General features: G+C 68.2%; 17 protein-coding genes and 1 pseudogene. 3 read left to right on the plus strand and 15 right to left on the minus strand.

Going from position 1 to position 24,170, the window contains the following annotated elements; genetic code table 11:
• The first annotated feature begins 160 nt into the window (after positions 1 to 160).
• Together CCO03_RS09425 and CCO03_RS19720 are read left to right on the plus strand one after the other, a co-directional pair.
• Positions 161 to 1,390 carry a CaiB/BaiF CoA transferase family protein gene (locus CCO03_RS09425; protein ID WP_087280285.1) on the plus strand — a complete coding sequence of 410 codons (1,230 nt, stop codon included), beginning with the start codon at positions 161 to 163 and terminating at the stop codon, positions 1,388 to 1,390.
• 231 nt (positions 1,391 to 1,621) lie between these two features.
• Positions 1,622 to 1,786, plus strand: coding sequence for a hypothetical protein (locus tag CCO03_RS19720; protein ID WP_157667610.1), 165 nt, complete (start codon positions 1,622 to 1,624; stop codon positions 1,784 to 1,786).
• Between the two features lie 155 nt (positions 1,787 to 1,941).
• On the opposite strand, the gene CCO03_RS09430 is transcribed toward CCO03_RS19720, so the two are convergent.
• The 12 genes from CCO03_RS09430 to CCO03_RS09485 form a co-directional block, all read right to left on the minus strand.
• Complete coding sequence (locus CCO03_RS09430; RefSeq protein WP_236904101.1) at positions 1,942 to 3,414, minus strand: BaiN/RdsA family NAD(P)/FAD-dependent oxidoreductase; 1,473 nt, start codon at positions 3,412 to 3,414, stop codon at positions 1,942 to 1,944.
• A gap of 299 nt (positions 3,415 to 3,713) precedes the next feature.
• Positions 3,714 to 4,142, minus strand: coding sequence for a VOC family protein (locus CCO03_RS09435; protein ID WP_087280291.1), 429 nt, complete (start codon positions 4,140 to 4,142; stop codon positions 3,714 to 3,716).
• A 39-nt stretch (positions 4,143 to 4,181) separates the two neighbouring features.
• Complete coding sequence (locus CCO03_RS09440) at positions 4,182 to 8,663, minus strand: WGR and DUF4132 domain-containing protein (protein WP_087280294.1); 4,482 nt, start codon at positions 8,661 to 8,663, stop codon at positions 4,182 to 4,184.
• Between the two features lie 437 nt (positions 8,664 to 9,100).
• The gene (locus CCO03_RS09445; protein ID WP_087280297.1) at positions 9,101 to 10,114 is read right to left on the minus strand and encodes an NAD(P)H-dependent flavin oxidoreductase; all 1,014 of its coding nucleotides are present in this window, start codon (positions 10,112 to 10,114) and stop codon (positions 9,101 to 9,103) included.
• A gap of 182 nt (positions 10,115 to 10,296) precedes the next feature.
• Complete coding sequence (locus tag CCO03_RS09450) at positions 10,297 to 11,010, minus strand: TetR/AcrR family transcriptional regulator (protein WP_087280300.1); 714 nt, start codon at positions 11,008 to 11,010, stop codon at positions 10,297 to 10,299.
• A 384-nt stretch (positions 11,011 to 11,394) separates the two neighbouring features.
• The gene (locus tag CCO03_RS09455; protein WP_087280303.1) at positions 11,395 to 12,642 is read right to left on the minus strand and encodes a phenylacetate--CoA ligase family protein; all 1,248 of its coding nucleotides are present in this window, start codon (positions 12,640 to 12,642) and stop codon (positions 11,395 to 11,397) included.
• A 95-nt stretch (positions 12,643 to 12,737) separates the two neighbouring features.
• Positions 12,738 to 13,586 carry an ABC transporter ATP-binding protein gene (locus CCO03_RS09460; RefSeq protein WP_087280305.1) on the minus strand — a complete coding sequence of 283 codons (849 nt, stop codon included), beginning with the start codon at positions 13,584 to 13,586 and terminating at the stop codon, positions 12,738 to 12,740.
• Positions 13,587 to 13,713: 127 nt separating this feature from the next.
• Complete coding sequence (locus tag CCO03_RS09465; protein WP_087280308.1) at positions 13,714 to 15,030, minus strand: ABC transporter substrate-binding protein; 1,317 nt, start codon at positions 15,028 to 15,030, stop codon at positions 13,714 to 13,716.
• A gap of 88 nt (positions 15,031 to 15,118) precedes the next feature.
• Positions 15,119 to 16,183 (minus strand): branched-chain amino acid ABC transporter permease, encoded by a 1,065-nt coding sequence (locus CCO03_RS09470; protein ID WP_087280310.1) that lies wholly within the window; start codon positions 16,181 to 16,183, stop codon positions 15,119 to 15,121.
• 140 nt (positions 16,184 to 16,323) lie between these two features.
• A complete protein-coding gene (locus tag CCO03_RS09475; RefSeq protein ID WP_087280313.1) occupies positions 16,324 to 17,253 on the minus strand; it encodes a branched-chain amino acid ABC transporter permease in 930 nt (309 codons plus the stop codon).
• A gap of 13 nt (positions 17,254 to 17,266) precedes the next feature.
• Positions 17,267 to 18,052, minus strand: a complete 786-nt coding sequence (locus CCO03_RS09480) for an ABC transporter ATP-binding protein (protein ID WP_087280316.1) — start codon at positions 18,050 to 18,052, stop codon at positions 17,267 to 17,269.
• A gap of 17 nt (positions 18,053 to 18,069) precedes the next feature.
• Positions 18,070 to 20,016 carry an AMP-dependent synthetase/ligase gene (locus CCO03_RS09485; protein WP_087280320.1) on the minus strand — a complete coding sequence of 649 codons (1,947 nt, stop codon included), beginning with the start codon at positions 20,014 to 20,016 and terminating at the stop codon, positions 18,070 to 18,072.
• A 150-nt stretch (positions 20,017 to 20,166) separates the two neighbouring features.
• Between CCO03_RS09485 and CCO03_RS09490 the strand changes: the two genes are divergently transcribed.
• Entirely contained in the window at positions 20,167 to 20,883 is a 717-nt protein-coding gene (locus CCO03_RS09490) for a Crp/Fnr family transcriptional regulator (RefSeq protein WP_087280323.1), read from the plus strand.
• 345 nt (positions 20,884 to 21,228) lie between these two features.
• On the opposite strand, the gene CCO03_RS20390 is transcribed toward CCO03_RS09490, so the two are convergent.
• From CCO03_RS20390 to CCO03_RS09505, 3 genes and pseudogenes are all read right to left on the minus strand, one after another.
• Complete coding sequence (locus CCO03_RS20390; protein WP_236904102.1) at positions 21,229 to 21,873, minus strand: SEL1-like repeat protein; 645 nt, start codon at positions 21,871 to 21,873, stop codon at positions 21,229 to 21,231.
• A gap of 149 nt (positions 21,874 to 22,022) precedes the next feature.
• Positions 22,023 to 22,448: pseudogene (locus CCO03_RS20745) on the minus strand (hypothetical protein); the annotation flags it as partial.
• A 13-nt stretch (positions 22,449 to 22,461) separates the two neighbouring features.
• Positions 22,462 to 24,141: a DUF4384 domain-containing protein gene (locus tag CCO03_RS09505; RefSeq protein ID WP_087280331.1), complete on the minus strand. Its 1,680-nt coding sequence runs from the start codon at positions 24,139 to 24,141 to the stop codon at positions 22,462 to 22,464.
• Between the last annotated feature and the right edge of the window lie 29 nt (positions 24,142 to 24,170).

Genomic DNA, 24,170 nt, shown 5'->3' on the forward strand with positions numbered 1-24,170 from the left:
AGCGCGTCGCATTGCGCGCCAGGGCACGCCGCCGCATGTGGACGGCGACCGTAACCGCCCCGTGCGCGACTGCCGCACCGCCAAGGCTTGCCCACAATCCGTGTCACGCGGGGACGGGCTGCAGACCTCATGCAGCCGCCCGACACCACATGGAGACAGCATGAGCGGCATTCTGGATGGGATCAAGGTCCTGGATCTGTCGCGCGTCATCGCCGGGCCGATGACGACGCAGAACCTGGCGGACATGGGCGCCACCGTCATCAAGGTCGAGCGCCCCGGCGAGGGCGACGACACGCGCCGCATCGGCCCGTTTTACCGGGTCCGCGACGCGGCCGGCAACGAGGTCGAGGCCGACGATTCGTCGGGCTTTCTGGCCTACAACCGCGGCAAAAAGTCCATCACGCTCGACATCTCGCGGCCCGAGGGGCAGGAGATGGTGCGCCAGCTGGCCGACCAGTGCGACGTGGTGATGGAGAACTACAAGGTCGGCACCATGGCGCGCTACGGCTTGGACTACGACACCCTGTCCAAGCGCAACCCGCGGCTGGTGTACTGCTCGATCTCGGGTTTTGGCCAGACAGGGCCGCTGGCCAAGCGGGCGGCCTACGACTTCATCCTGCAGGGCTACACCGGCATGATGAGCACCTGCGGCCATGCCGATGGTGAGCCGGGCGGCGGCCCCATGCGCACCGCCGTGGCCTTGACCGATGTGGTGACCGGCCTTTATGCCACCACGGCCATCGTGTCGGCGCTGTACCACCGGCTGAACACGGGCGAGGGCCAGTACATCGACATGGCCCTGATGGACGGCGCCATGGCCACCAACGGCCACCTGGCCATCGGCTACCTGGTGGGCGGCGTGCCGCAGCCGCGCGCCGGCAACGGCAACCCCACCGGCGCGCCGTCGGGGGTGTTCCCGGCCAAGGATGGCTCCCTCATCGTGGCGGCGGGCAACAACGGCCAGTTTCAGCTGCTGTGCAAGGCGCTGGGCCTGGATGACATGGCAAGCGATCCGCGCTACACCAACAACACCGAGCGCTGCCTGAACCGCGACACCCTGCATGCCCGCATCACCGAGTCCCTGCGGGACCTGACGGTGGAAGAGGCGGTCAACCGCATCGGCGCCGCCGGTGTGCCCTGCGGCCCGGTGCACACGCTGGATCAGGCGTTTGCGCAAGAACAGATCCAGCACCGCGGCCTGGCCCTGCAGCTGCCGCACAGCCGCGGCTTCGACGTGCCCAGCCTGCGCAGCCCCTTGCGGTTTTCCAAGACGCCGGTCGAGCACAAGGCGCCGCCCATGCTGGGCGAACACACCGACGAGGTGCTGGGCGAGATGCTGGGCCTGTCCCCTGAGCAGATCCGCGCGCTCGAAAGCCAGGGGCTGGTGTGAGGGGGTAACAGGGATTTACCGATTCATTGCTGAACGGTGTGGCTGGATACCCCATGGAACACCTGGGACGAACAGCTGTGCCGCCGGGATGCGCTGGGTGAATCGGTGGTCCGCGTGACGCGTCGATGGCGACCGGCCAATCGCTGTTGGCCGACCTCGTGCAGTTTCGGCCGCGCGAAGCTGGCCGAGTACCCCCGGTGAGGCCGAACCCATTGCCGACGGCGCGTTGCCATGGCATTGGCGGTCGGGGTCAGCATCACCGCCAGCGCCGCCGCCGGCTTGCCATTCAAGCGCGAGTTGACTGGGATGTTCCGCGCACTGGGTCGGCCTGCCTTGATCGCTGCCACAGGCAACGATGTCAGCGCAGCCCCGGTCCAGCACCTGCTCGCCGCGTGAAGCCTTCGTTGACGACGCAGACCGGCGCAGGGACCTCTTGGCGGCTTGTTCACGGCACGGGCGGGCGGGTCGCTCACGCGCATCCGCCCCGCCATCGCTCAGGCCGCGCAGTCGGGCTGCCGGGCCCAGGCATCACCCAGCAGCCGCGGTGACCATCAGCCCTGTGCGGGCACGTCACCGGCCAACGGCAGGGCCTGTGCGCAGGCGTGGGCCGACGCCCAGGCCCATTGGAAGTTGTAGCCGCCCAGCCAGCCCGTGATGTCCACGACCTCGCCGATGAAGAACAGGCCCGGGCGGGACTTGGCCTCGAGCGTTTGCTGCGACAGCTCGCGCGTGTCCACGCCACCCAGCGTGACTTCGGCCTTGCGGTAGCCCTCGGTGCCCGAGGGCGTGAGCTGCCACCGCTGCAGGCTGGCGGCCAACTGCTGCAAGGCCTTGTCGGGCACCTGGTCAATGGCGCGCTGCCAGACCGGATCGCGGGCGCACCAGGCGTCGGCCAGGCGGGCGGGCAGCCAGCGCGCCAGCTCGTTGGCCACCCGCTTGCGCGAGCTGGCCTTGGCCCGCAGCAGCTCGTCGGCCAGGTCCACCTCGGGCAGCAGGTTCAGCGTGAGGGGCGTGCCCGGCTGCCAGTAGCTCGAGATCTGCAGCACGGCGGGGCCGGACAGGCCGCGGTGGGTGAACAGCAGGTCTTCGTCGAACGACACGGGGCCGGCGCGTTTGGCGGCCGCGCCCTTGCCGTCCTGGCCCGCCTTGCCCGGTCGTGTGCCGGCCTGGGCCGACGCGGCCGGGTTCGTTGCGGGGGCGGCGTCCGATGCCGGCGCCGGGACCGTGCTGATGCGCACGGGCAGGGCCACGCCCGCCAGGGGCACGAAGGGCGCCCAGTCCTGCGCGTCGAACGTCAGCGGCACCAACCCCGGCCGCGTGGGCAACACCCGCAGGCCGAACTGCTGCGCGAGCCGCAGGCCGAAGTCGCTGGCGCCGATCTTGGGGATGGACAGGCCGCCCGTGGCCACGACCACGCTGGTGGCCAGCACGCTGCCACGCTCGGTGGTCACGCGGTAGCGGGCAGGGTGGATGCCAGTATCTGCCGTTTCTCGTTCACTGGATGAAGAAGAAGGCGGGATACTGGTTGAAGACGAAGTCTCTGTGCGCGAGGCGTTCAGCGCCTGCACCGCGGTGACCCGGCACGGCTGCCAGCGGCTGACCTGGCCGGGCCCGCGCCCACACAGCGCCAGCAGCATGTCGATGAGGTCCTGGGCCGAGTGGTCGCAGAACAGCTGGCCTTTGTGTTTTTCATGGTGCGCGATGCCGTGCGCGTCGACCAGCGCGATGAAATCCTGCGGTGTGAACCGCGACAGGGCAGAGCGGCAAAACGCCGGGTTGTCGCCCACGAAGTGCTTGTGCGGCGCGCGCACGTCCAGCCACTGGTTGGTGAAGTTGGCGCGGCCGCCGCCCGAGATGCGCACTTTTTCGGCCACGGCGCTGGCATGGTCGATGAGCAGCACCGTGGCGCCGCGTGCGCTGGCCTGGGCGGCGCAGAACAGGCCAGCGGCCCCGGCGCCGATGACGACGGCATCGACATGGGCCGCGTCTGGCGGCAAGGCGGAAGAGGGATGGGTGTGGGTCAAGGCGATGCGGCGCCGGGCTGGGCCGGCAGGCAGAGGAAGGAGAGTGCGATTGTCGGGCCTGGCCGGCATCTCGGGCCTGATCCGTGGGCGCGGGGCTTGCAGGCTGCGCCACAGCACGCGTCCGCACGGCTACGGCCGGAGTTGCCAAGCGCGCGATGGTCGGGGCATGCTGTGTCTGCTTGAGCATGCACGGACAGGGTGGGCGGACTGACCCGCGAACGCATCAGGCATGGCGGCCTGCATGCGAAGCCCGCGAGGGGCAGCGTCTGGCATTCCGGCCTGGCCTCTGAGGCCAGACCTCAAAAGGTGATGCGCACCGAACCCGCGCTGCGCGTGGCCTGGCCGTGGTAGACCGCTTCGATGTTGTTGCCATCCGGGTCCAGCACAAAGGCGGCGTAGTAGCCGGGGTGATAGGCGCGCTCACCCGGTGGGCCGTTGTCCTGGCCGCCATGCGCCAGAGCCGCCTGGTGGAAGGCTTGGACCATGGCCACGTCCTGGGCTTGAAAGGCCAGGTGGTGGCGGCCCGTGAGCTGGCCCAGGGCGGCCGGGCTGTCCGCCGCAGAGACGAAGAGCTCGTCGGCCCAGAAATAGCCGTCGCCTGTGCCGCCCAGGGGCACGTTCAGCGAGGCCAGCACCGCCGTGTAAAAGGCCTGGCTGGCGGGCAGGTCGCGCACGACCAGCTGGATGTGGTCAAACAGGCGGCCACGATGCAGTTCCTGGGTGTCCATGGGAGTCCTTTCGAGCGATGGGCGAAGGCGGGATCGCCATCATGCCTGCACCGGCTCGCGCAAGGCTTCCATGTCGCGGATCAGCTCGCTGATGCTGATGGCATCGAGTTCCGACCAGTTGCGCTTGTCCTCGTCGCGCTGTTCGCCCCAGGGGCCGGGCAGGCCGTAGGTCACCGCATGCAGGGTTTGCTCGGGCTCTTCGTCCACCATGCCGACGGTGATGCCGGGCTCGAAGGTGAACTCGATCAGGTGGCCGTTGCCCAGCGGCTTGGCGTAGTACCAGATGCCGCCGCCATCCTGCGCATCGCCGCGCCGCCAGGCCTTGTGGGTCAAGCCCAGGATGCGGCCCGTGGGCACGACAGCGCCTTCCCAGCGCTTGAGTTCCTTGGTGGCCAGCTCGGCCTCGGTCAGCGCATAGGTGTCGCGACCGACTTGCGGGAAAGGCTGCAGCAGCTCGTAGTCGGCGAACAGCTGGCCAAAGGCCTGGGCGTCTTCGGGCCGGATCTGCAGCGCGTGCGGCACGCCGATGCGCAGCGCGCAGCCCTGCGGCGCGTCGGTGGGCAGCGCAAACGGCTCGTCGTCGGCGGTGGTGAAGCTGCCGTCCTCGGCCAGGCGGAAGCAGCTCAGCAGCTCGCCTCCAAAGTTGGGGTATTCGACTTCGCCGTCATTGTCTTGGCCGGCCACGGCATATACCCCCCAAATCAGGCGCTGCGCGATGTGGCGCACCAGCGGATGCGTGGCGATGAAGTCGCGGAAGTTCTCAGCCGTCCAGCGGCGTTGCTGGCACATGGCGGTTTCCAGCCGCTGGATCTGCTGCGCGGCGATGGTCTTGGCGTCTTTCTTGAGCAGCTTGTAGCGCTCGGTCGCGTCCTTGGCCAGGGCCTCGTCGTCGGTTTTGTTGGGCTTGGGCAGGTCTTTCAGGCGGGCACCGTCCACGCCACCCGTGAAGTCGCGCACCCAGGGCTTGAGGGCTTCGTCAAAGCCGACCTTGAACTGGCGCGGCCCGAAGTCCAGCACCAGCGAACCGCGCTCGTCCAGGCCCAGGTCGGGCGCCAGGCGGTCTTCCAGCTCTTCGGTCGAGAGGCCGCGCGCCTCGGCGATGGCGGCGATTTTTTCGCGGGCCTTGTCCTGCAGGCCTTTGAACTTGACCTTTTGCGCGATGCCGTTGAGCAGCATGAGCGCCGTGTCGGTGCCGATGCCTTCGAGCACATCCAGCCCGGCCACGGCGCGCGCATGGGCGGCCTCGCCGGGCCAGGCGCGGATCAGCGGCGTGAGGCGGCGCGCCACCTCGTCGTTGCCCAGCAGGCCCAGCGACGAGAACATCCAGTTGTCCTTGGCGGGCGCGCCGGCGGCCAGCCAGGCGCTGAACATCTCCCAGCCGAATTCGGCCAGCGACTCGCGCGTGCAGGCCCGCAGCACCTGCGTCAGGCCTTCGTACACACCGTCACCGCGTGGGAAGGTCAGCATCTGGCCGAAGGCGGCCATGGCCTCGTCACCCAGCGCATCGCCGGCTGCGTCGCCGTCGGCGGCCTTCAGCAGGGGGCGGGCCCAGCTTTGCGGCTGCCACAGCTCGGGCAGCGCGCCCACTTTGCTGGGGTGCAGGTCCAGCGGGTCCTCGTCCAGCACGGCTTGCACGGCCTGGGTGACCCGGGGGTCGCCGTAGCGCGCGGCCACGGTGAACAGCAGCTCGCGGTGGCCCTGGGCGGCCAGCCAGCGCAGGGCTTTCGCGGCCACGTCCTTGGCCTCGCCCGACTTGCCCAGCGCCGGGGCGATCAGGCCGCACAGCGCGTGTTCGGGCCAGGCTTGCAGCCATTTCAGACCGGCCTTGCGCAGGGTCTTGAGCTTGAAGGCCGCGCGGGCCGCCACCGGGGCGATGTCGACCGAGCCATAGCGCTGAGCCTGGTCGAACAGGGAGCCTGGATTGGCCCGCAGCAAACGCATGAAGCCCGGCAGGGCCCGCAGGCCCCAGTGGTGCAGCACCAGGTTTTCGTCGCGCGTGTCCACCGCACCGGCGCGGGCGTTCCACAGGGCCAGGCCCAGGTCGTCGGGCAGGGCAATGCAGTTCAAGCCCCTCAGGTAGGGGTAGAAGTAGCTGTTGCGGTGGCGTTCGCGTTCGGCTTGCAGGTCCTCATCCCAGGCTTGCACCAGCGCCTCGGCGTCGCGCTGCCGAATGGCTTTGGCCAGGTTCTCGGCCGAGGTGAGCTTGTTGTTGCGGTAGTGGTTGGCGCGCAGGGTTTGCGCCATGGCCAGGACATCGGTCTTGGAGCGGGCCAGAGCCTCGTTCAGCCAGTGCTGGGCCCAGTTGGGCAGCGGGCTGGCGGAGGCGTCTTGGGCCTGCACATCGGCCAGTGCCAGCGGCTCCAGCGCCATGGCCTTGGTGGCGCTGCGCGTTTTGGCCCGCAGCCACGGCACCTCGCGCAGCACCGGCGGCAGGTCGTCGGTGGGGGCGAAACGGCTTTGCACGGCCTGCTGCTTGGCGAGCAAGTCGCTCACAAGCTGGCTGGCCGCGGGCGACAGCCAGGGCTGGGCCAGCGTCAGCGCCGGACCGAGCTGGGCCATGAGCTGGCGCAGCAGGGGCAGCAGCAAGGGCGTGTCCTTGCCGCCCTGGGCGCATTGCCGCGCCAGGCCGATGGCGCCGGCGAGCGGCCAGCGCGCCAGGGCCAGCTTCAGGCGGGCCTGTGCGTCCTTGCCGGACGACGCCTGCCTGGCCAGCGCCTGGATGGCCTCGGGCTCGTTGGTCTGGGCCAGCAGGTTGGCGATGGCGGGGTAGGCCACGCCGTTGGCCAGGAAGGCCAGGGCGTCGTCGCCCAGCTTGTCCAGCAGCGGGCTCAGCAGTTCGGGGTGGGTGTAGAGGCTGTCCTCGTCGACTTCAGGCTTGAGGGCCATGAGCCGGCGGGCGTCGTCGCCCGGGGGCAGCGACACCAGCAGCCACTGGGCCGACTTCGGCAGGCTGCGGCCGGCGAAGCTGGCCATGGCAGCCTGCGCCACCTCGGGCGATTCTGCGAACAGCGGGCCCAGCCAGCCGCGCTCGTCCTCGCGCAAGCTGGGCAGCACCTCGATGGCGGCGGCCACGGCGGCCTGCCACTCGGCGTCGTCGGCCGCCAGCAGCCAGCGGCGCACCAGGTGCAGCAGGTTGTCGGTGGGCGCGCGCAGCACCGTCAGGGCGTAGCTGCCGGTGCGCGGCTGCAGGCCCCAGCGTCGGCCCGCGCTGTAGTTGTAGTCCGCCGTCACCTGGGCGGATTCGGCCAGCATGCGGATCACCTGCGCCAGGCCGTGCGCCTGCACCAGGTAGGCGACGATGTGGCTGAGGTTGCTGCGCACGCTGCCTTCGTGGGTCACGTGCACGCACAGATTGAGCAGGATCTGGTCGCTGGCCAGGTCGGGCTCGGCCGTGGCTTCGTTCGCCAGTCGGCGGTGGAAGGCGTCGATGGCGTCGCGGTAGTCGGCATGCGACTGCGCGGCCGACAGGAAGCCGAGCTTGCCCGAGCGCAGCAGGAACCAGGCCTCTTTGGCGGTGCGCTCGCTGGGCTTGGCATACACACGGGCGCCGCGCAGGGGCCAGGGCTTCACGCTGGCCTCGCTCAGCCCCAGCCGCTGCCCGAAGCGCGCGGGCCAGGGGGCGCCGGGTTCGGTGGCGGCCAGCGGCGCCCACACGGCGGCGCGCACCGCGTGCAGCTGGGTGCGCACGCTGTCGGCCGAGGCCTGGGCCTGGGCGAGCACCTCGGCGGCTTTGCTGGCCGAGCTGCCGTCAACATAGGACAGCCCGGCCAGGCCGTAGCCGCGCAGCACCTTGGACTGGGCGAACAAGGCGTCGATGTGGTGCATCACCAGGTCGTCGGCCCCGATGGCGCGCTGCAGCTTGGTCGGCGTCAGGCTGACGCGCGACTTGCCTTTGGCTTCGTCGATGAGGAACTGCAGGGCGCGCGGCCAGGCCTCGGCCCCTTGCTCGTCCAGCCCCGGGGTCTCGCGCTGCTGGGCCAGCCAGGCATCGATGGCTTCGCGTGGGGCCTGCTGACCGGCCGCGAGCGGCGATGTGGCGGGGCCTGCTGCAGCGGCCATCGGGCTGGATGGGGCGGGTGTTGCCGCGGATGGGGCGGCACCATCCGATGGAACGGGGGCAGCGGGGGCACTTGAGGTGGACGCCGCTTTGGCCGGGGTGTGCTGGCGGCTCGCGGCGGCCTTGGCGGCTGGGGAAGCAGCGGCTGCCGCAGCAGCGGTTGTGGCGTCTGCGGTCGCGCCCGCGTCGGTCGTTGCTCTGGCGGGGCTGGGCGCTGGCGCCTTCGCCTTGGGCGTGGCACCCGCGGCCATGGGGGCATCGCCAGTCGCCACATAGCCCTTGCCGGTCTTTTCCTTGATCAGCTTGTCTCGGGCGGCTTCGGCCTTGGCTGCACTGTCGAACGCCTTCACCTGGCTTTGGCCGTTGGTGCCGATCTTGCCCCAGCTGATGTGCAGCTCGCTGCCCTGTCGTTCGATCTGCCAGAACTTGTTCGAGCTGCCATCGCTGAGTTCGTAGCGCTGCATGAAGCCTCCCTGTGTGTTGACGAGTATGCGTTCACTCCCGTTCTATCTATAACGGGAATTGGCTGATACTGCATGATTGCATCGCGGTGTGTGCCACACTTGGCCGCATGCCGATGAGGCAGCATGGTAGCGCCTGATCGCGTCATTTCTCGGGGCTGGCGAACGACGCGCGCGAGCCGCGTTACGTCAAGAAGTCTGGGCGCAGGGGCGTGTCCGCGCGCTGAGAGGTGCAGGGGGCTGGGGGGCCGACTCAACGCGGATGCACGGGGCTCCCGTCCCCGGACCTGGGCTGAGGGCGCCCACCATGACACAGGCCAGATGGCGCTGGGAGCAGCGCCATCTGGCCCGTGTCAGAAGGTCCGGGGCAGGGGCCCGCGTGTGCAGCCGGCCCGAACACCGGCCAGCCGGCCCGAACACCGGCTGCGAGGCCGCCCGAATCAGGCGAGTTCGCGTTCGCGTTGCTCGACCTTGGCGCCGCCCAGCACGTTCAGGCGCTTCAGCCACTCGGCCTTGCCGGCCTCGTACTCGCGGGCCAGGCGTGCGACCAGGTCGCGTGCGCGCGGCACCTCGGTCACGGCGCCAATGCCCTGGCCGCAGCCCCAGATGTCCTTCCAGGCCTTGGGCTTCTGGCGGTTCGAGCTGAAGTCCATCTTGCTCGGGTCGCTGGTGGCCAGGTTGTCGGGGTCCATGCCCGCATTGCGGATGGAGGGCTTGAGGTAGTTGCCGTGCACGCCGGTGATGAGGTTGGTGTGCACGATGTCCTTGGCCGAGCACTCGACGATCATGGCCTTGTGCGGCTCGACGGCATTGGCTTCCTGCGTGGCGATGAAGGCCGAGCCGATGTAGGCCATGTCGGCCCCCATGGCTTGGGCGGCCAGCACGTTGCGGCCGTGCGCGATGGCGCCCGACAGCAGCAGTGGGCCGTCGAACCACTCGCGGATTTCCTGGATCAGCGCCAGCGGCGACTGGAAGCCGGCATGGCCACCGGCCCCGGCGGCCACGGCGATCAGGCCGTCGGCGCCTTTTTCAATCGCCTTCTTGGCGAAGGTGTTGTCGATCACGTCGTGCAGCACGATGCCGCCCCAGCCGTGCACGGCGTCGTTGATCTCGGTGCGTGCGCCCAGCGAGGTGATGACGATTGGCACCTTGAACTTGGCGCACACGTCCATGTCGTGCTGCAGGCGGTCGTTGCTCTTGTGCACGATCTGGTTCACGGCGAACGGGGCCGAAGGCTGGTCGGGGTGTGCGGCATCCCATTCGGCCAGCTCGCGCGTGATGCGCTCGAGCCAGACTTCAAGCTGCTCGGCCGGACGGGCGTTCAGCGCCGGGAAGGAGCCGACGATGCCGGCCTTGCATTGTTCGATGACCAGGTCGGGGCCGGAGATGATGAACAGCGGCGAAGCCATCACAGGCAGACGCAGGCGCTCGGTGAGGATGGGAGGCAGGCTCATGGCAGGTCCTTGTCGAAATGAGGGGGAGACAACGAAACAGCGCGGGAGACCGATACATCGCCTGAAGGGCGACATAACTAATCACTGTTCAGTTTGTGCGAGATTACCAGCCCGTGACAGCCTGCGCAAGAGGGAGTGTCCCGCAGGTGAACCGCACTCGACGGGAGTCGCCAGCCGGCCCTTCAGCGCGTGGGAACGGGCTGATCCGGGCCGGTGGTGGCGTCGGCGGGGTCGACCGCCAGGCCTTGAATCGCCAGCAGGCAAAAGCGCACCAGGGCTTCGCCCATCTGCTTGGCGTTCTGCTGGGGGCCGGTGCGGATGGGCGCACCCAGGCGGTTCAGGCGCAGCATGGCCAGACCGTGCACGCTGGCCCAGACGATGCCGGCCAGTTCGTCGTCACTCAGCACATCGGCCCGGGCGCTGGGCAACACGGCCAGCACCGCCTGGCGCAGCATGGTGAACGACACCTTGCCGGCCTCTTCAAGCTCGGGGTAGTCCCAGGACCGCGCCAGCTGCGGCCCATACATGAGGTGAAAGCGCGCCGGGTGGGCGCGGGCGAATTCGAGGTGGCCCAGCAGCAGCGCGCGCAGCCGCCCGGGCGCGTCGTCTGCGGCCACATCGTCCAGGCGCTGCTGGCGCAGGGCGACCATGTCGCGAAAGCCCTGGGCGGCGATGGCGGCCAGCAGGCCGTTCTTGTCGCCGAAGTGGTGGGCCGGTGCACCCGGCGACACGCCGGCCATCTTGGCGATGGCCCGCAGGCTCAGGGCCTCGCTGCCCTCGCTGTCCAGCACCTGGGTGCCGAGCTGGATCAGGGCCTCGCGCAGGTTGCCGTGCCGCCACTGGCCTTCGGGCTTGACGGCAGAACGGGGCTTGCGCGGGATGGGGCTCGGGGTCATGAATGGGTATGCAAGGGGAGGAACACAGCGGTGAACGGGGCCGAGTGTATACAGCCCCGCCCCACCGGCTGAGCCCAAGCGACAGGGCGCAGGTGGCGCAGCGGGGCGCGGGGACGAGGATCGCCCGGTCCTTGAGATTCGACATCACGGTGTGCGGTCATCGCCACCCCAGCCAGGCGGCCCGTCATCCCCTGCACCGTCCATTGACAGCGGGTGACGCTGAAGCGGGCGCGGCATCCTCGTGCGTTGTCGCGAAGGGCATCGGTGGCAATCACCGCACCGGCCAGGGTGACTCAGCGTTGGGACATTCGCCGGCGTGGAAGGCGCCTGAGCCCGGAGCCCGGAGCCGCTCGCAGCCGCTCGGCACGGGCGCCACAGCGAGGGTCACTGGTAGCTGCGCGCGTCTTCGATGACCTTGCCGTCGTTGGGCAGGCTGCCCGGCGCCTGCAGCGCGATGTCGGCGCGCAGCTTGGTCACCTCGCGCACCGCATCGGCCATCTGTTGCGCCAGCGCGGGCGAGGGCTCGTGGCATTCGGCGATGAGCTGCATCTGGTCGTTCGCCATTTCGCCGCTCACCACCAGCCGCGCCCGGACGACCTGCGGGAAGCGCCGCACGACCTCGGCCACCTGCTTGGGGTGCACGAACATGCCGCGCACCTTGGTCGTCTGGTCGGCGCGCCCCATCCAGCCCTTGATGCGCGCGTTGGTGCGGCCGGTGGGGCAGGGGCCCGGCAGGACGGCCGAGAGGTCTCCCGTGCCGAACCGGATCAGCGGGTAATCCGGGTTCAGCGTGGTGATGACCAGCTCGCCCACTTCGCCTTCGGGCACCGGGTCGCCCGTGCCGGGGCGCACGATTTCGACGATGACGTGCTCGTCGAGCACCAGGCCTTCGCGCGCTTCGGTTTCGTAGGCGATGAGGCCGAGGTCGGCGGTGGCATAGCACTGGTAGGCGGCCACGCCGCGCTCGCCCAGCCAGTCGCGCAGCGATGGCGGAAAGGCCTCGCCCGACACCAGGGCCTTGGTGAGCGAGGGCAGGGGCACGCCCATCTCGGCGGCTTTTTCCATGAGGATGCGCAGGAAGCTGGGCGTGCCGATGTAGCCGGCCGGCCGCAACTCGGCCATGGCCTGCACCTGCTGCTCGGTTTGCCCGGTGCCGCCAGCGAACACGGTGCAGCCCACGGCGTGAGCGCCCGATTCCATCATCGAGCCCGCGGGCACGAAGTGGTAGGAAAAGCAGTTGTGCGCCAGCTCGCCGCTGCGAAAGCCGGCGGCATGCAGCGCGCGCGCCATGCGCCAGTAGTCGGGGCGCCGGCTTTCGGGCTCGTAGATGGGTCCGGGGCTGGAGAACAGGCGCGGCATGTCGGGCCCCAGGCCGATGGCGTTGAAGCCCCCGAAGATCTGCTGTGGCCGGTGCGCGGCCTGGCGTTCGAGCAGCTCGGACTTGCGCGTGACCGGCAGCTGTGCCAGCGCGGCCCGCGAATCGATCTGGCGCGCGTCGATGCCGCGCAGCAGCTCGCCAAAGGCCTGCGTGCGCTGTTGCGCCAGCGCGATCTGGGCGGGCAGGCGGGCCAGGTGATCGGCCTCGCGCTGGGCGGGCGAGCGGGTTTCCAGGGCGTCGTAATGCGTGCTCATGCCGAGTCTCCAGGCCGAATGCAAGGGGTATGGTGTGATTCCCGTTTTGTTGTGAACGGGAATGTGTGGATACTGCGATCGAGGATGTGAATTCGTCAGGCCAGCCAGCGCTTGCGGCGCTTGTAGCTCTTGACGTCGCGGAAGCTCTTGCGTTCGCCGCCCCCCACGCCCAGGTAGAACTCCTTCACGTCCTCGTTGCTGGCGAGGTCGTCGGCCTTGCCGTCCATGACGATGCGGCCGCTTTCCATGATGTAGCCGTAGTCGGCGTAGCGCAGGGCCATGTTGGTGTTCTGCTCGGCCAGCAGAAAAGTCACCTGTTCCTTGGCGTTCAGGTCTTTGACGATGTGGAACACCTCGTCGACGATTTGCGGCGCCAGGCCCATCGAGGGCTCGTCGAGCAAGACCATGCGCGGGTTGGCCATGAGCGCGCGACCAATGGCGCACATCTGCTGCTCGCCGCCCGACGTGTAGGCCGCCTGGCTGGTGCGGCGTGTCTTCAGGCGCGGGAAGTAGGTGTAGACCTTGTCGAGGTTGGCGGCGATCTCGCCTTTGTCGCTGCGCGTGTAGCTGCCGGTCAGCAGGTTTTCCTCGATCGTGAGGTGGGCGAAGCAGTGGCGGCCCTCCATCACCTGCACCACACCGCGCTGCACCAGGTCGGATGGCGAGAGGTTTTCGATGCGTTCGCCGGCGAGCGTGATCGTGCCCTTGGTGACCTCGCCGCGCTCGCCCTTGAGCAGGTTGGAGATGGCGCGCAGCGTCGTCGTCTTGCCGGCGCCGTTGCCGCCCAGCAAGGCCACGATGGCGCGCGGCGGCACCTGCAGCGACACGCCCTTGAGCACCAGGATGACGTGGTTGTAGATGACCTCGATGCCGTTGACTTCGACCAGCGGCGTGCTGGCGCCGGGGTCCGCTGAGGCCAGCGCGGGGCTGGGGGATTCGGTCATGCCTTCACCTGCGACAAAAAACTGTGAAACCGTGGGGACCCCGATCCAGGCGGCGCTGCGGGGGGCGCGCCCGGGGCCGGATCGGGGTGAACGGGGCCGCATGCGGCCCCGGCGGGAGAGGCTCGCGTCAGCTGCAGGTGCGCGGCTTGACGTTCTTCTCCTTGGCGTACTTCTCGGCGTACTCCTTCACCAGGGGCTCGACCAGGGATTTGTCGGCCTGGTACCAATCCGAGGTGACGACGAACTTGCTGCCATCCCAGGTGGCGATGCGCGCCCAGTCGGTGCCCAGGTGGTTGTCGCAGCTGGTCTTGATGGGGCGAATGATCTTGCCGAAGCCCAGCTCGTTCAGGCGCTCTTGCGTGAGGTTCAGGTTCTCCATGCCCCAGCGCACCTGCTCGGGCGTCATGACCTTGCCCTTGCCGAACTTCTCCTGCGCGGTGCGGATGGCCTCGACCTGCAGCATGGAGATCACCATGCCGCGCGTGTGCGCCATCTGCCCCAGCTCCTTGGGGTCCTTGGCCGTGCCCTGGCCCTTGTCGTAGAGCTGGGCCTTGACCTCGTCGTGCACCTTGTCGCGGTCGGCGGTGTTGTGGATGGTGACGGTGTTGTAGCCCTTGGCGCCGGCGCCGATGTCCTTCACGTCGTGGTCGGAGCCCGCCCACCACACGGCATACACCTTCTCACGCGGGTAGCCCGTGGCCTGCGCCTCGCGCACGGCGGTGGGCGTCATGACGCCGGCCGACCACAGCAGCACGTAGTCGGGGCGCTGCTGGCGAATCTGCAGCCAGGTGGACTTCTGCTCGACGCCCGGCGCCGTCACCGGCAGCAGCGTCAGCTCGAAGCCTTCCTTGGCGGCGCGCTTTTGCAGCAGCGGAATGGGTTCCTTGCCATAAGGCGAGTCGTGGTAGACCAGCGCGATCTTCTTGCCCTTGAGGCTGCCTTTTTCCTTCTTCAGGATGTCCTGCACGATGGAATCGGCGGCCGTCCAGTAGTTGCCCAGCATGGGGAAGTTCCACTCGAACACCTTGCCGTCGGCCGACTGCGACAGGCCATAGCCCACGGTGATGATGGGCATCTTGTCGCCGGGGGCCTTGTCGGTCACGGCGAAGGTGATGCCCGTGGACTGGGTGTCGAAGCCGGCGGCGCCGCCGTTCTTGTTCTTCAGGCGCTCGTAGCACTCCACGCCCTTGGCCGTGTCGTAGGCGGTTTCGCACTCTTCAAAGCTGATCTTCACGCCGTTGATGCCGCCCTTGGCGTTGACCAGCTTGAGGTAGTCCTGTTTGCCGTCGGCCCAGGGGATGCCCAGCGGCGCGAACTGCCCGGTGCGGTAGACGAGCAGCGGCACGAACTGGTCGGCCGCATGGGCCGCCGGCACGAACAGCGCACCGGCCAGCGCAGCCGCGGCCAGGGCCAGCGGCGCGAGTTTTGCTTTCTTGAACGTCATGACCTCGTCTCCTTCACATGTTGGGGGATCACCCCGGTTGCTTGGTCGCTTGAAAAACAACTGCCGATAACTGCAATGGCCCCAGACATCAGTGCGGGAAGGGCCAGACCCGAAGCTTTTGCCGCGCCGTGGACCAGAGCTTGGCCAGGCCGTGCGGCTCGACGATGAGGAAGAACACGATGAGCGCGCCGAAGATCATGTGTTCCAGGTAGGTGGCGGTGGCGGTCGAGATCGGCAGCCCCAGCCAGTGCGGGATCTGGTTGAGCAGCAGCGGCAGCAGCACGAAGAAGGCCGCGCCGAACAGGCTGCCGACGACGGAGCCCAGGCCACCGATGATGATCATGAACAGCAGCTGCAGCGAGCGGTCCAGGCTGAAGGCCGCGGGCTCCCAGGCGCCCAGGTGCACAAACCCCCACAGCGCGCCCGCGATGCCGACGATGAAGCTGCTGACGGCAAAGGCCGTGAGCTTGGCGTACATCGGGCGGATGCCGATCACGCTGGCGGCGACGTCCATGTCGCGCATGGCCATCCACTCGCGGCCGATGGCGCTGCGCACCAGGTTCTTGGCCGCCAGGGCCAGCACGCACAGGATGGCCAGGCACAGCAGGTACTTCTCCATCGGCGTGTCGATCTGCCAGCCCAGGATGGCCAGCGGTTTGGCGCTGACCGAGCCCGAGGACGAGTGGTTCGTGACCCAGGCGGCGCGCGTGGTCAGCCAGTCGACGAAGAACTGCGCCGCCAGCGTGGCCACGGCCAGGTACAGGCCGCGGATGCGCAGGCTGGGCAGGCCGAAGACCACGCCGAACACCATGGCGACCAGCCCCCCGCCGATCAGGGCCAGCAGCAGCGGCATGCCGTCGATGCGGGCCTGCAGGTTGTAGGCCGCGTAGGCGCCCACGGCCATGAAGGCCGCCGTGCCCAGCGAAATCTGGCCGCAGTAGCCGACCAGGATGTTCAGCCCCAGCGCGCCCAGCGCCATGATGAGGAAGGGGATGAGGACCGCCTGGAAGGTGTAGTCGCTGGCCACGAAGGGCACGACCAGGAAGGCCAGGGCGACGATCAGCCAGATGGCGTAGCGGTCCTGCGCCACGGCGAAGATCTGCTGATCGGCGGCGTAGCTCGACTTGAACTGGCCGTTTTCACGATAGAACATCGGGGTGTCTCCTCGGCCTCAGCGTTGCGGTGGCAGCGGGCTCGGTGCTGCCTGTGTTTGTTGGAGTATGGTGCGGTTGCCGTTTGATGAGAAAACGACAGAGGCTGATACTGGGCAATGGGTGTGCTTCATGCCTGGCCTCACACGCGGTCGATGATCTTGTCGCCGAACAGGCCTTGCGGGCGCACCAGCAAAAAGCACAGGGCCAGCGCGTAGGCGAACCAGGTTTCGATGCCGCCGCCGATCACCGGGCCCAGGTAGACCTCGGACAGCTTCTCGCCCACGCCGATGATCAGGCCGCCCACGATGGCGCCCGGCAGCGAGGTGAGGCCGCCCAGGATCACCACCGGCAGCGCCTTCAGCGCCACCAGCGACAGCGAGTACTGCACCCCGAGCTTGGAGCCCCAGATGATGCCCACGACCAGGGCCACGGCGCCGGCCACCGACCAGACGATGACCCAGATGCGCGACAGCGGGATGCCGATGGACTGCGCCGCTTGGTGGTCGTCGGCCACGGCGCGCAGCGCGCGGCCGGTCTTGGTCTTCTGGAAGAACAGGCTCAGGGCCACCACCAGCAGCGCGGCAATGCCGGCCGCGTACAGGTCCTCCAGGCTGATCATCAGGCCACCCTGGAAGGTGTTCTCGAGGATGAAGACCGGGTCCTTGGGCATGCCCACGTTGATGCTGTAGACCTGGCTGCCGAAGATCAGCGGGCCGAGGCCGTCGAGCAGGTAGGCGATGCCCAGGGTGGCCATGAGCAGGGCGATGGGTTCCTGGTTCACGAGGTGGCGCAGCGCCAGGCGTTCGATGATCCAGGCCACCACGACCATGAGAGCCAGCGTGACCACGATGGCCAGCAGGTTGCCGACCAGCCCAGGCTCCATGCCCAGCCAGCCCGGAATCCAGGTGGAAAAGCGCGCCATCGCCAGGGCCGAGAACAGCACCATGGCGCCCTGGGCGAAGTTGAACACGCCCGAGGCCTTGAAGATGAGCACAAAGCCAATGGCGATGAGCGCGTAGAGCGTGCCCACCATGAGGCCGCCGATCAGGGTTTCGAGGAAGGGTCCCATTGCGTGGCTCCGGTCAGTGGGCGGCGCCCAGGTAGGCGCGAATGACGTCGTCGTTGTTGCGCACCTCGTCGGGTGCGCCATCGCCGATCTTCTTGCCGTAGTCCAGCACCACGACGCGGTCGCTGATGTCCATCACCACGCCCATGTCGTGTTCGATGAGCACGATGGTGGTGCCGAATTCGTCGTTCACGTCGAGGATGAAGCGGCACATGTCCTGCTTTTCTTCGACGTTCATGCCGGCCATGGGCTCGTCCAGCAGCAGCACCTGCGGCTCCATGGCCAGCGCCCGTCCCAGGTCCACGCGCTTTTGCAGGCCGTAGGGCAGCTGGCCCACCGGCGTTTTGCGCCAGGCCTGGATTTCCAGGAAGTCGATGATGTGTTCGACGAATTCGCGGTGGCGGATTTCCTCGCGCTGCGCCGGGCCGATGCGCAGGGCTTGCAGCAGGATGTTGCTTTTGATCTTGAGGTTGCGCCCGGTCATGATGTTGTCGATCACGCTCATGCCCTTGAACAGCGCCAGGTTCTGGAAGGTGCGGGCCACGCCCATCTCGGCGACCTGCCGGCTGTTCATGTGGCTGAAGGTCTGGCCGCGGAAGGTGATCGAGCCCTCCTGCGGCTTGTAGACGCCGTTGATGCAATTGAGCATGGAGCTCTTGCCCGCGCCGTTGGGGCCGATGATGGCGCGGATCTCGTGCTCGCGGACGTTGAACGAGATGTCGGTCAGCGCTTTCACGCCGCCAAAGCGCAGGCTGATGTTCTGGATGTCCAGGATCACGTCGCCGATGGGTCTGCTGGCCATGAGGGTCCTTGGGTGTATCAGGCCGCAGCCTTCAGGGCTTGAACGCCAGCGGGGTGGATCTGTGCATCGAGGATGGCCAGCGTGGCGCTGACCGAGCCCGTGCGGCCGTCTTCGAACTTGACCTGGGTTTCGATGAACTGTTCGGTCCGTCCGCCATACAGCGCGTCGACCAGCACGGCGTACTTGTCGGCGATGAAGTTGCGCCGCACCTTGCGCGTGCGGGTGAGCTCGTCGTCGTCGGGGTCCAGCTCTTTGTGCAACACCAGGAAACGCGCGATCTGGGTGTCGGCCATGCCGGGCTCGGCCGCCAGGTCGGCATTCACCTGGGCGATGCAGTCGGCGATCAGGTCCAGCACCTTGGGCTTGCCGGCCAGGTCGACGTAGCCGCCATAGGGCAGACCCTGGCGCTCGGCCCAGTTGCCCACGGCCTCGTAGTCGATGTTGATGAAGGCGCAGACCTGGTCGCGCTCGTGGCCGAAGCACACGGCTTCTTTGATGTGCGGGAAGAACTTGAGCTTGTTCTCGATGTAGTTGGGCGCGAACATGGCGCCGCGGCTGGTCTTGCCCACGTCCTTGGCGCGGTCGATCACCCGCAGCTGGCCCGAGGCGTCGATCACCCCGGCATCGCCGGTGTGGAAGTAGCCCTGCGCGTCGATGACTTCGGCCGTGGCGTCGGGGCGCTTGTAGTACGACTGCAGCACCGACACGCCCTTGACCAGCACCTCGCCGTTGTCGGCGATCTTGAGCTCGATGCCCGGGGCGGCGGGGCCCACGCTGGCCAGTTCCACCGCGCCGTCGCGCTGGATGCAGACGTAGGCGCAGGTCTCGGTCTGGCCGTAGAGCTGCTTGAGGTTGATGCCGATGGAGCGGAAGAAGCGGAACAGCTCGGGGCCGATGGCCGCGCCGGCCGTGTAGGCCACGCGAATGCGCGACAGCCCCAGCGCGTTGCGCAGCGGGCCGTAGATGAACAGGTCGCCCAGCGTGTACTTGAGCCGGTCCAGCGCGCCCACGGGTTTGCCGTCCAGCACGTCGCTGCCGACGCGGCGCGCCACCGCCATGGATTGCGCATACAGCCATTGCTTGAAGGGCGCCGCGTCCTCCATGCGGATGGACACCGAGGTCAGCATGCCTTCGAAAATGCGCGGGGGCGCAAAGTAGTAGCTCGGGCCGATCTCGCGCAGGTCGATAGACACCGTGCTGGCCGACTCGGGGCAGTTGATGGTGAAGCCCGCCACCATCCACTGCGCGAACGAAAACAGGTGGTCGCCCACCCAGGCCGGCGGCAGGTAGCAGATCACGTTGTCGGTCGGGCCCAGGCGATCGGTCTGCACGCCCCCCAGGGCGGACTCGCCAAAGCTGCGGTGCGTCTGGCACACGCCCTTGGGCTTGCCGGTGGTGCCCGAGGTGTACAGGATCACGGACACGTCGTCGGGCGACAGCGCGTCCAGCATGGCCTGCCAGGCGCCGGGGTGCTGGGCGTCCCATTCCTGGCCCAGCTGCATCAGCGCCTCGGTGCTGATCAGGCCGGGCTGGTCGTAGTGGCGCAGGCCGCGGGGGTCGTCGTAAACGATGTGGCCGATGCTGGGCAGGGTCTCGCGCACCTCCAGCAGCTTGTCGACCTGTTCCTGGTTCTCGGCAAACGCCATCTGGATGCCCGCGTCTTCGATGACGAAGCGCATCTCGGCCGCGACGGCGTCCTGGTACAGCGGAATCGGCACCGCGCCCAGCGCCTGAACGGCCAGGAACCCCAGGTAGACGTGGGGGCGGTTGTCGCTGATGAAGGTAAGGTTCTGACCGCGCGTGAGGCCCAGCGCGGCCAGGCCACAGGCCAGGTGACGCACGGTTTGCTCGGCCTCGCGCCAGGTCCAGGTCTGCCAGATCCCGAATTCTTTTTCGCGCAGGGCGGGGGCGTCTGGGCGCTCGCTGGCGTGTTTGCACAGCCAATGCGGAAATGTCGTGCTCATGCCGATCCTTGTCTTGATTCAGTCCTGATGGCGACATTCACGCCATCGGGTGCTGAGGAGATGGTGGCATCCTAGGCAATCATTTGACGCCTTGATGTCCGTGGAACGACAATTACAGGGAAACCCATCATCGGGAAAACGCGCGGAGCCATGCTTCAGGACACCGGAATACTTCAGCGCCGCCGCGCACCGACCAGAGACGAGCTGAGCAACATCCCCTGGCTGAGCGCCTTGCAGGATGGGCAGCGTGACCGCATCGTGCCGCTGCTCGTCGTGGGCGACGCGCGGCCCGGCGACTACGTCTGCCGCACCGGCCGGCCTTCGACCTACTGGTTTGGCGTGGTGGACGGTCTGCTCAAAATGACCACCGATCATGAGGATGGGCGACAAACCACCCTGGCCGGTTTGCCGCCCGGTGGCTGGTTCGGCGAGGGCACGGCCCTCAAGCGCGAGCCGTATCGGTACAACGTGCAGGCCATCCGCAAGAGCGTGGTGGCGGGCCTGCCGATCGACACCTTCCATTGGCTGCTGGACCACTCGATCGGCTTCAACCGCTTTGTGATGATGCAGCTCAACGAACGCCTGGGTCAGTTCATCGCCGCGCGCGAGGCGGATCGGCTGACCAACCCCGACCAGCGTGTGGCCCGCAGCCTGGCAGCCTTGTTCAACCCCTGGCTGTACCCCGGTGTGGGCGAGGTGTTGCGCATCACCCAGCAAGAGCTGGCCAACCTCGTGGGGCTGTCACGCCAGCGGGTGAACGAGGCCTTGGCGGTGTTGCAGCGCGAGAAAGCCATTCAGGTGGAGTACGGGGGACTTCGCGTTTTGAATCTGGACGCACTGAGGCATAACTCCTTCAATGGAGCGTGATCTGGCGTGAGGGATGTCTGACGATGCCGGCACGAGGCGTTGTCGACGTCGATCGGCTCGCCATCGGCTCGCCATCGGGGCGTCGTCGCTCGCGCAGCCGGGCATCGCGTTGTGGGGCTGCCCGCTGGCGCGCTGAGGGCGCGCTCAGGTCCCGAAGCAGCCGGGGTGGCTGGAGATGCCTTGCCCGTGGCATGGCCCCACACCCACCACCGACGATGCTGGCATGCCAGTCGCCCGCCAGCGGTTTCGGTCTGTGGGTGGTAGGCATGCAGTATGCAGTCGCCTCCGTTTTTTTACGAACGGCAGCATGGCCATACTACCCAGTGTTGCTGACGGCGCGGGTCGTCAGATGCCGGCCGCGTGCACCTGGCGTTGCCAGAACGGCGGCATGAGGTCAAACACCGCGGTGGGGTCGCGCACGAGCTGGGGCTGGTTCAGCGCGGACGCCAAGCGCGGCAGCGACTGCCGGGTGTCCACGTACGCCACCTGCTGCATCCAGACGAGGTTGACCCGCCCGCCGGGCGCCGGGCGCGAGAAGATCAACTCCAGCATGGACTTGGCTGGCGCATGCCCGAGTTGGGCGGCTTGTTGGTACAGGCGAATGGCTTCGGTGTAGTTGGCCGGTCCGCCCTGGCCGCGATGCAGGCGCTGCGCCTTGTTGAACAGGGCCTGCGCACGCGAGGCGTCGGCCGGGGGCTGTTGCGCTTCGCGCTGCACAAGGTCGCCCACGCGCTGCAAGTTGATGTCAGCGGCGCGCGACCCCGAAGCACCGCGGAACCAGCGCTGAGCGTCGGCATAGCGCTGCTGCGTGGCCGCGCGGATGCCCAGCTCGACGCGGGCCTGCGCGTCGCCTTCGCGCGCCGCAGCCTGTAACAGGCGGTCGTTCGAGGCGGGGGCAGCGTGGCGGGTGGCGCCGGGCTGGGCGATGGTGACAGGCGCTTGTTGCTCGGCCAGCAGCCATTGCAGGTAGTCGGCGCGGCCGCGTGACACGGGACGCAAGGCCTGGATGGCCGCGCGGGCGCGGTCTGGATTCGGGGGGTGGTGCAGCCCTGCAGGTGGCACCAGGCCAGGCCGGCCTGTGCCTGCGCGGCGCCCGATTGCGCGGCCCGCTCGAACCACGATTGCGCCTGCACCGGATCGACTGGAACGCCAGCCCCGTGCAGGTGCACCAGGCCCAGCTGCCAGGCGGCCTGCGCGCCTTCGCGGCTCGGTGCGTTGGCCTGCTGGGTCAGGCGGGCCAGCGACTGCTGCACCTCGGCGGTACCGGCCTGCTTGATCTGCAGCGTCTCGCGCGACGGTGGCACGGCCTCCAGGTCAGGGAGGTGAATCGGGCCGGCTTCGATGACCTCGGTGGCTTGCGGCGGCAGCACGATGGTGCTGGACGTCGGGCCGACCGGGTCGATCGCCGCGCCTGGCAGGGCGCGTGGTTGTGCCCAGGCACATGCTGCAAAGCCCACGATGAGCAGCACCACGATCGCGACCACCCAGCCGAGCAGGCGATCCACGATCCAATGCCAGCTGGGCTTGTGCATGTCGGGCGGGGGCAGGGTGAGGCTGATCGACATGGACCGCACTCCCTCAGCGCCGCGACGGGGAACGGGCAGGCTGCCGTGAGGCGGCAGGGCTCGCTGGCGCAGGGGGCGGCGCTTGCAGCTCGGCGGTGCTGGGCGTGCGGCGGGGCAGCACCTGCCACTGCACCGATTGCATGGCGAACGGCTGGCCATCGTTGGCGCGGGCAAACTCGGCTTGCACGCCGGCCAGTCCGTTGACGTCCTGCACCAGGGTCAAGGCCGGCACGGCCACCACGTTGGGCAAGCGGCCCAGCATGTCCTCCTCGGTGGCAAGGCAGCCCACCGCTTCGGTGCCGGGCACGCCGGTGTCGAGCACGAAACCTGGGTTGGGCGCCATCCAGTCAGGAATGCGCACCGAGTTGCCAGCCGAGATCAGGGCGTTGGGGTTGGCCGAGTTCGGCAGCAGGCGGATGACGTTGCCTTGGCCGTCCGACATGAAGCAGTAGAAGTAGGCGGCGCGGTTCACCCGGGCCGAGATGAACACCTGGGTGCCGCTCTCGAAGCGTGTGCGGTCGGGCACGGGGTTTTCCACCTGCATGTCGATGCGCAGCGGCGCATTCGAGGCCACTTGCAGATCGCCGCCTTTGGGCCCCCAGCCGACCTGGGTGATCTTGCCCGTCTCATCGAGGGTGACGTAGTGGCGCAGCGCACGTTCGTAGGTGACGAAGTCCAGCGCGCCGGTCACCACCATGTTGTTGTCGGCCTGGAAGCGGCCGATGGCCGAGCGCCATTGCGGGGCGTTGACGGGCAGGGCCGGCGCGTCACCCGGCAGGTAGCCCTGGTTCGTCAGCGAACGCTGCACCAGCTTCTGCCGCGATGCCGGCGAACCTTGCTCGTACCAGTCGCGCAGCACACGCTGGAAATCGGGATGGGTCTGGTCCAGCGTCAGGCATTGCCAATAAGGTACGCGCGCCCACTTGCCCAGCAGCTCGATCATGGCCAGGTCCACCAGGGTGCGCGTGGCTGCACCCGTGCCCTGGGTGTAGTCGCGCCCCACGTTGAAGTGCACGCCGTAGGTGCCGATGCGACCGGCCAGGTCGAGACCTTGGCCGCCAGTGCCAAAGATCACTTCGTTGGCCGAATCCAGCCCCGGGATCAGCGTGCGCGTGCGGAAATCGCCCAGGTGCATCTCCAGGCCCAGCAGCGTGGCATTGCGGTTGGTGCTGTAGCCGGCCTCTATGCGCGAGCCCGACAGGCCGGCATCCCACCGGTTGTTCAGCACGTTCTGGTCGACGTAGGAAATGGCGCCCGACACATACAAGGCGGGGCGTTGCAGCTGCATCTGGTTGTTGTTGAGCAGCAGCGTGGTCAGGTTCTGCACCGTGTCCTGACGGGCGATGTCGACCTCGAAGTCGACATAGCGGAAGGCGTTGCTCAGGCGGGACATCTGCGAGATGGCCGTGATGATCATGTCCTTGGAGGCGACCGCGACCTTGGCGGAGTAGTCCGGGATCTGCTTGCTGGTGATGAGCGTGGTCGGCAGGTCCGCGTCGCGCAGCAGCTGGTCCATGCAGGCCAGGGAATCGGTGAAGCTGGAGATGGAGCGCAGGGGGCGCACCACGGGACGCGCCGCGGCGGAGGCATGCGACTGCAGTTCGACGTCACGCCGTGGATCCAGCGGCGTGGTGCACGCGCCCAAGAGCAGGCTGCCCAGCGCTGCCCCGAATGCCCAGGAAATCCGAGTCATGGTGCCCTCCGCATGCCCGCGCGCGGGCC

This window comes from Comamonas serinivorans (genome assembly GCF_002158865.1).
Lineage (GTDB): Bacteria > Pseudomonadota > Gammaproteobacteria > Burkholderiales > Burkholderiaceae_C > Comamonas_E > Comamonas_E serinivorans.

Bases quoted from the DNA above. Each gene is read 5' to 3' on its own strand.
- CCO03_RS09425 (WP_087280285.1), top strand. From the start codon at position 161: ATGAGCGGCATTCTGGATGGGATCAAGGTCCTGGATCTGTCGCGCGTC.
- CCO03_RS19720 (WP_157667610.1), top strand. From the start codon at position 1,622: ATGGCATTGGCGGTCGGGGTCAGCATCACCGCCAGCGCCGCCGCCGGC.
- CCO03_RS09435 (WP_087280291.1), bottom strand. From the start codon at position 4,142: ATGGACACCCAGGAACTGCATCGTGGCCGCCTGTTTGACCACATCCAG.
- CCO03_RS09440 (WP_087280294.1), bottom strand. From the start codon at position 8,663: ATGCAGCGCTACGAACTCAGCGATGGCAGCTCGAACAAGTTCTGGCAG.
- CCO03_RS09445 (WP_087280297.1), bottom strand. From the start codon at position 10,114: ATGAGCCTGCCTCCCATCCTCACCGAGCGCCTGCGTCTGCCTGTGATG.
- CCO03_RS09450 (WP_087280300.1), bottom strand. From the start codon at position 11,010: ATGACCCCGAGCCCCATCCCGCGCAAGCCCCGTTCTGCCGTCAAGCCC.
- CCO03_RS09455 (WP_087280303.1), bottom strand. From the start codon at position 12,642: ATGAGCACGCATTACGACGCCCTGGAAACCCGCTCGCCCGCCCAGCGC.
- CCO03_RS09460 (WP_087280305.1), bottom strand. From the start codon at position 13,586: ATGACCGAATCCCCCAGCCCCGCGCTGGCCTCAGCGGACCCCGGCGCC.
- CCO03_RS09465 (WP_087280308.1), bottom strand. From the start codon at position 15,030: ATGACGTTCAAGAAAGCAAAACTCGCGCCGCTGGCCCTGGCCGCGGCT.
- CCO03_RS09470 (WP_087280310.1), bottom strand. From the start codon at position 16,183: ATGTTCTATCGTGAAAACGGCCAGTTCAAGTCGAGCTACGCCGCCGAT.
- CCO03_RS09475 (WP_087280313.1), bottom strand. From the start codon at position 17,253: ATGGGACCCTTCCTCGAAACCCTGATCGGCGGCCTCATGGTGGGCACG.
- CCO03_RS09480 (WP_087280316.1), bottom strand. From the start codon at position 18,052: ATGGCCAGCAGACCCATCGGCGACGTGATCCTGGACATCCAGAACATC.
- CCO03_RS09485 (WP_087280320.1), bottom strand. From the start codon at position 20,016: ATGAGCACGACATTTCCGCATTGGCTGTGCAAACACGCCAGCGAGCGC.
- CCO03_RS09490 (WP_087280323.1), top strand. From the start codon at position 20,167: ATGCTTCAGGACACCGGAATACTTCAGCGCCGCCGCGCACCGACCAGA.
- CCO03_RS09505 (WP_087280331.1), bottom strand. From the start codon at position 24,141: ATGACTCGGATTTCCTGGGCATTCGGGGCAGCGCTGGGCAGCCTGCTC.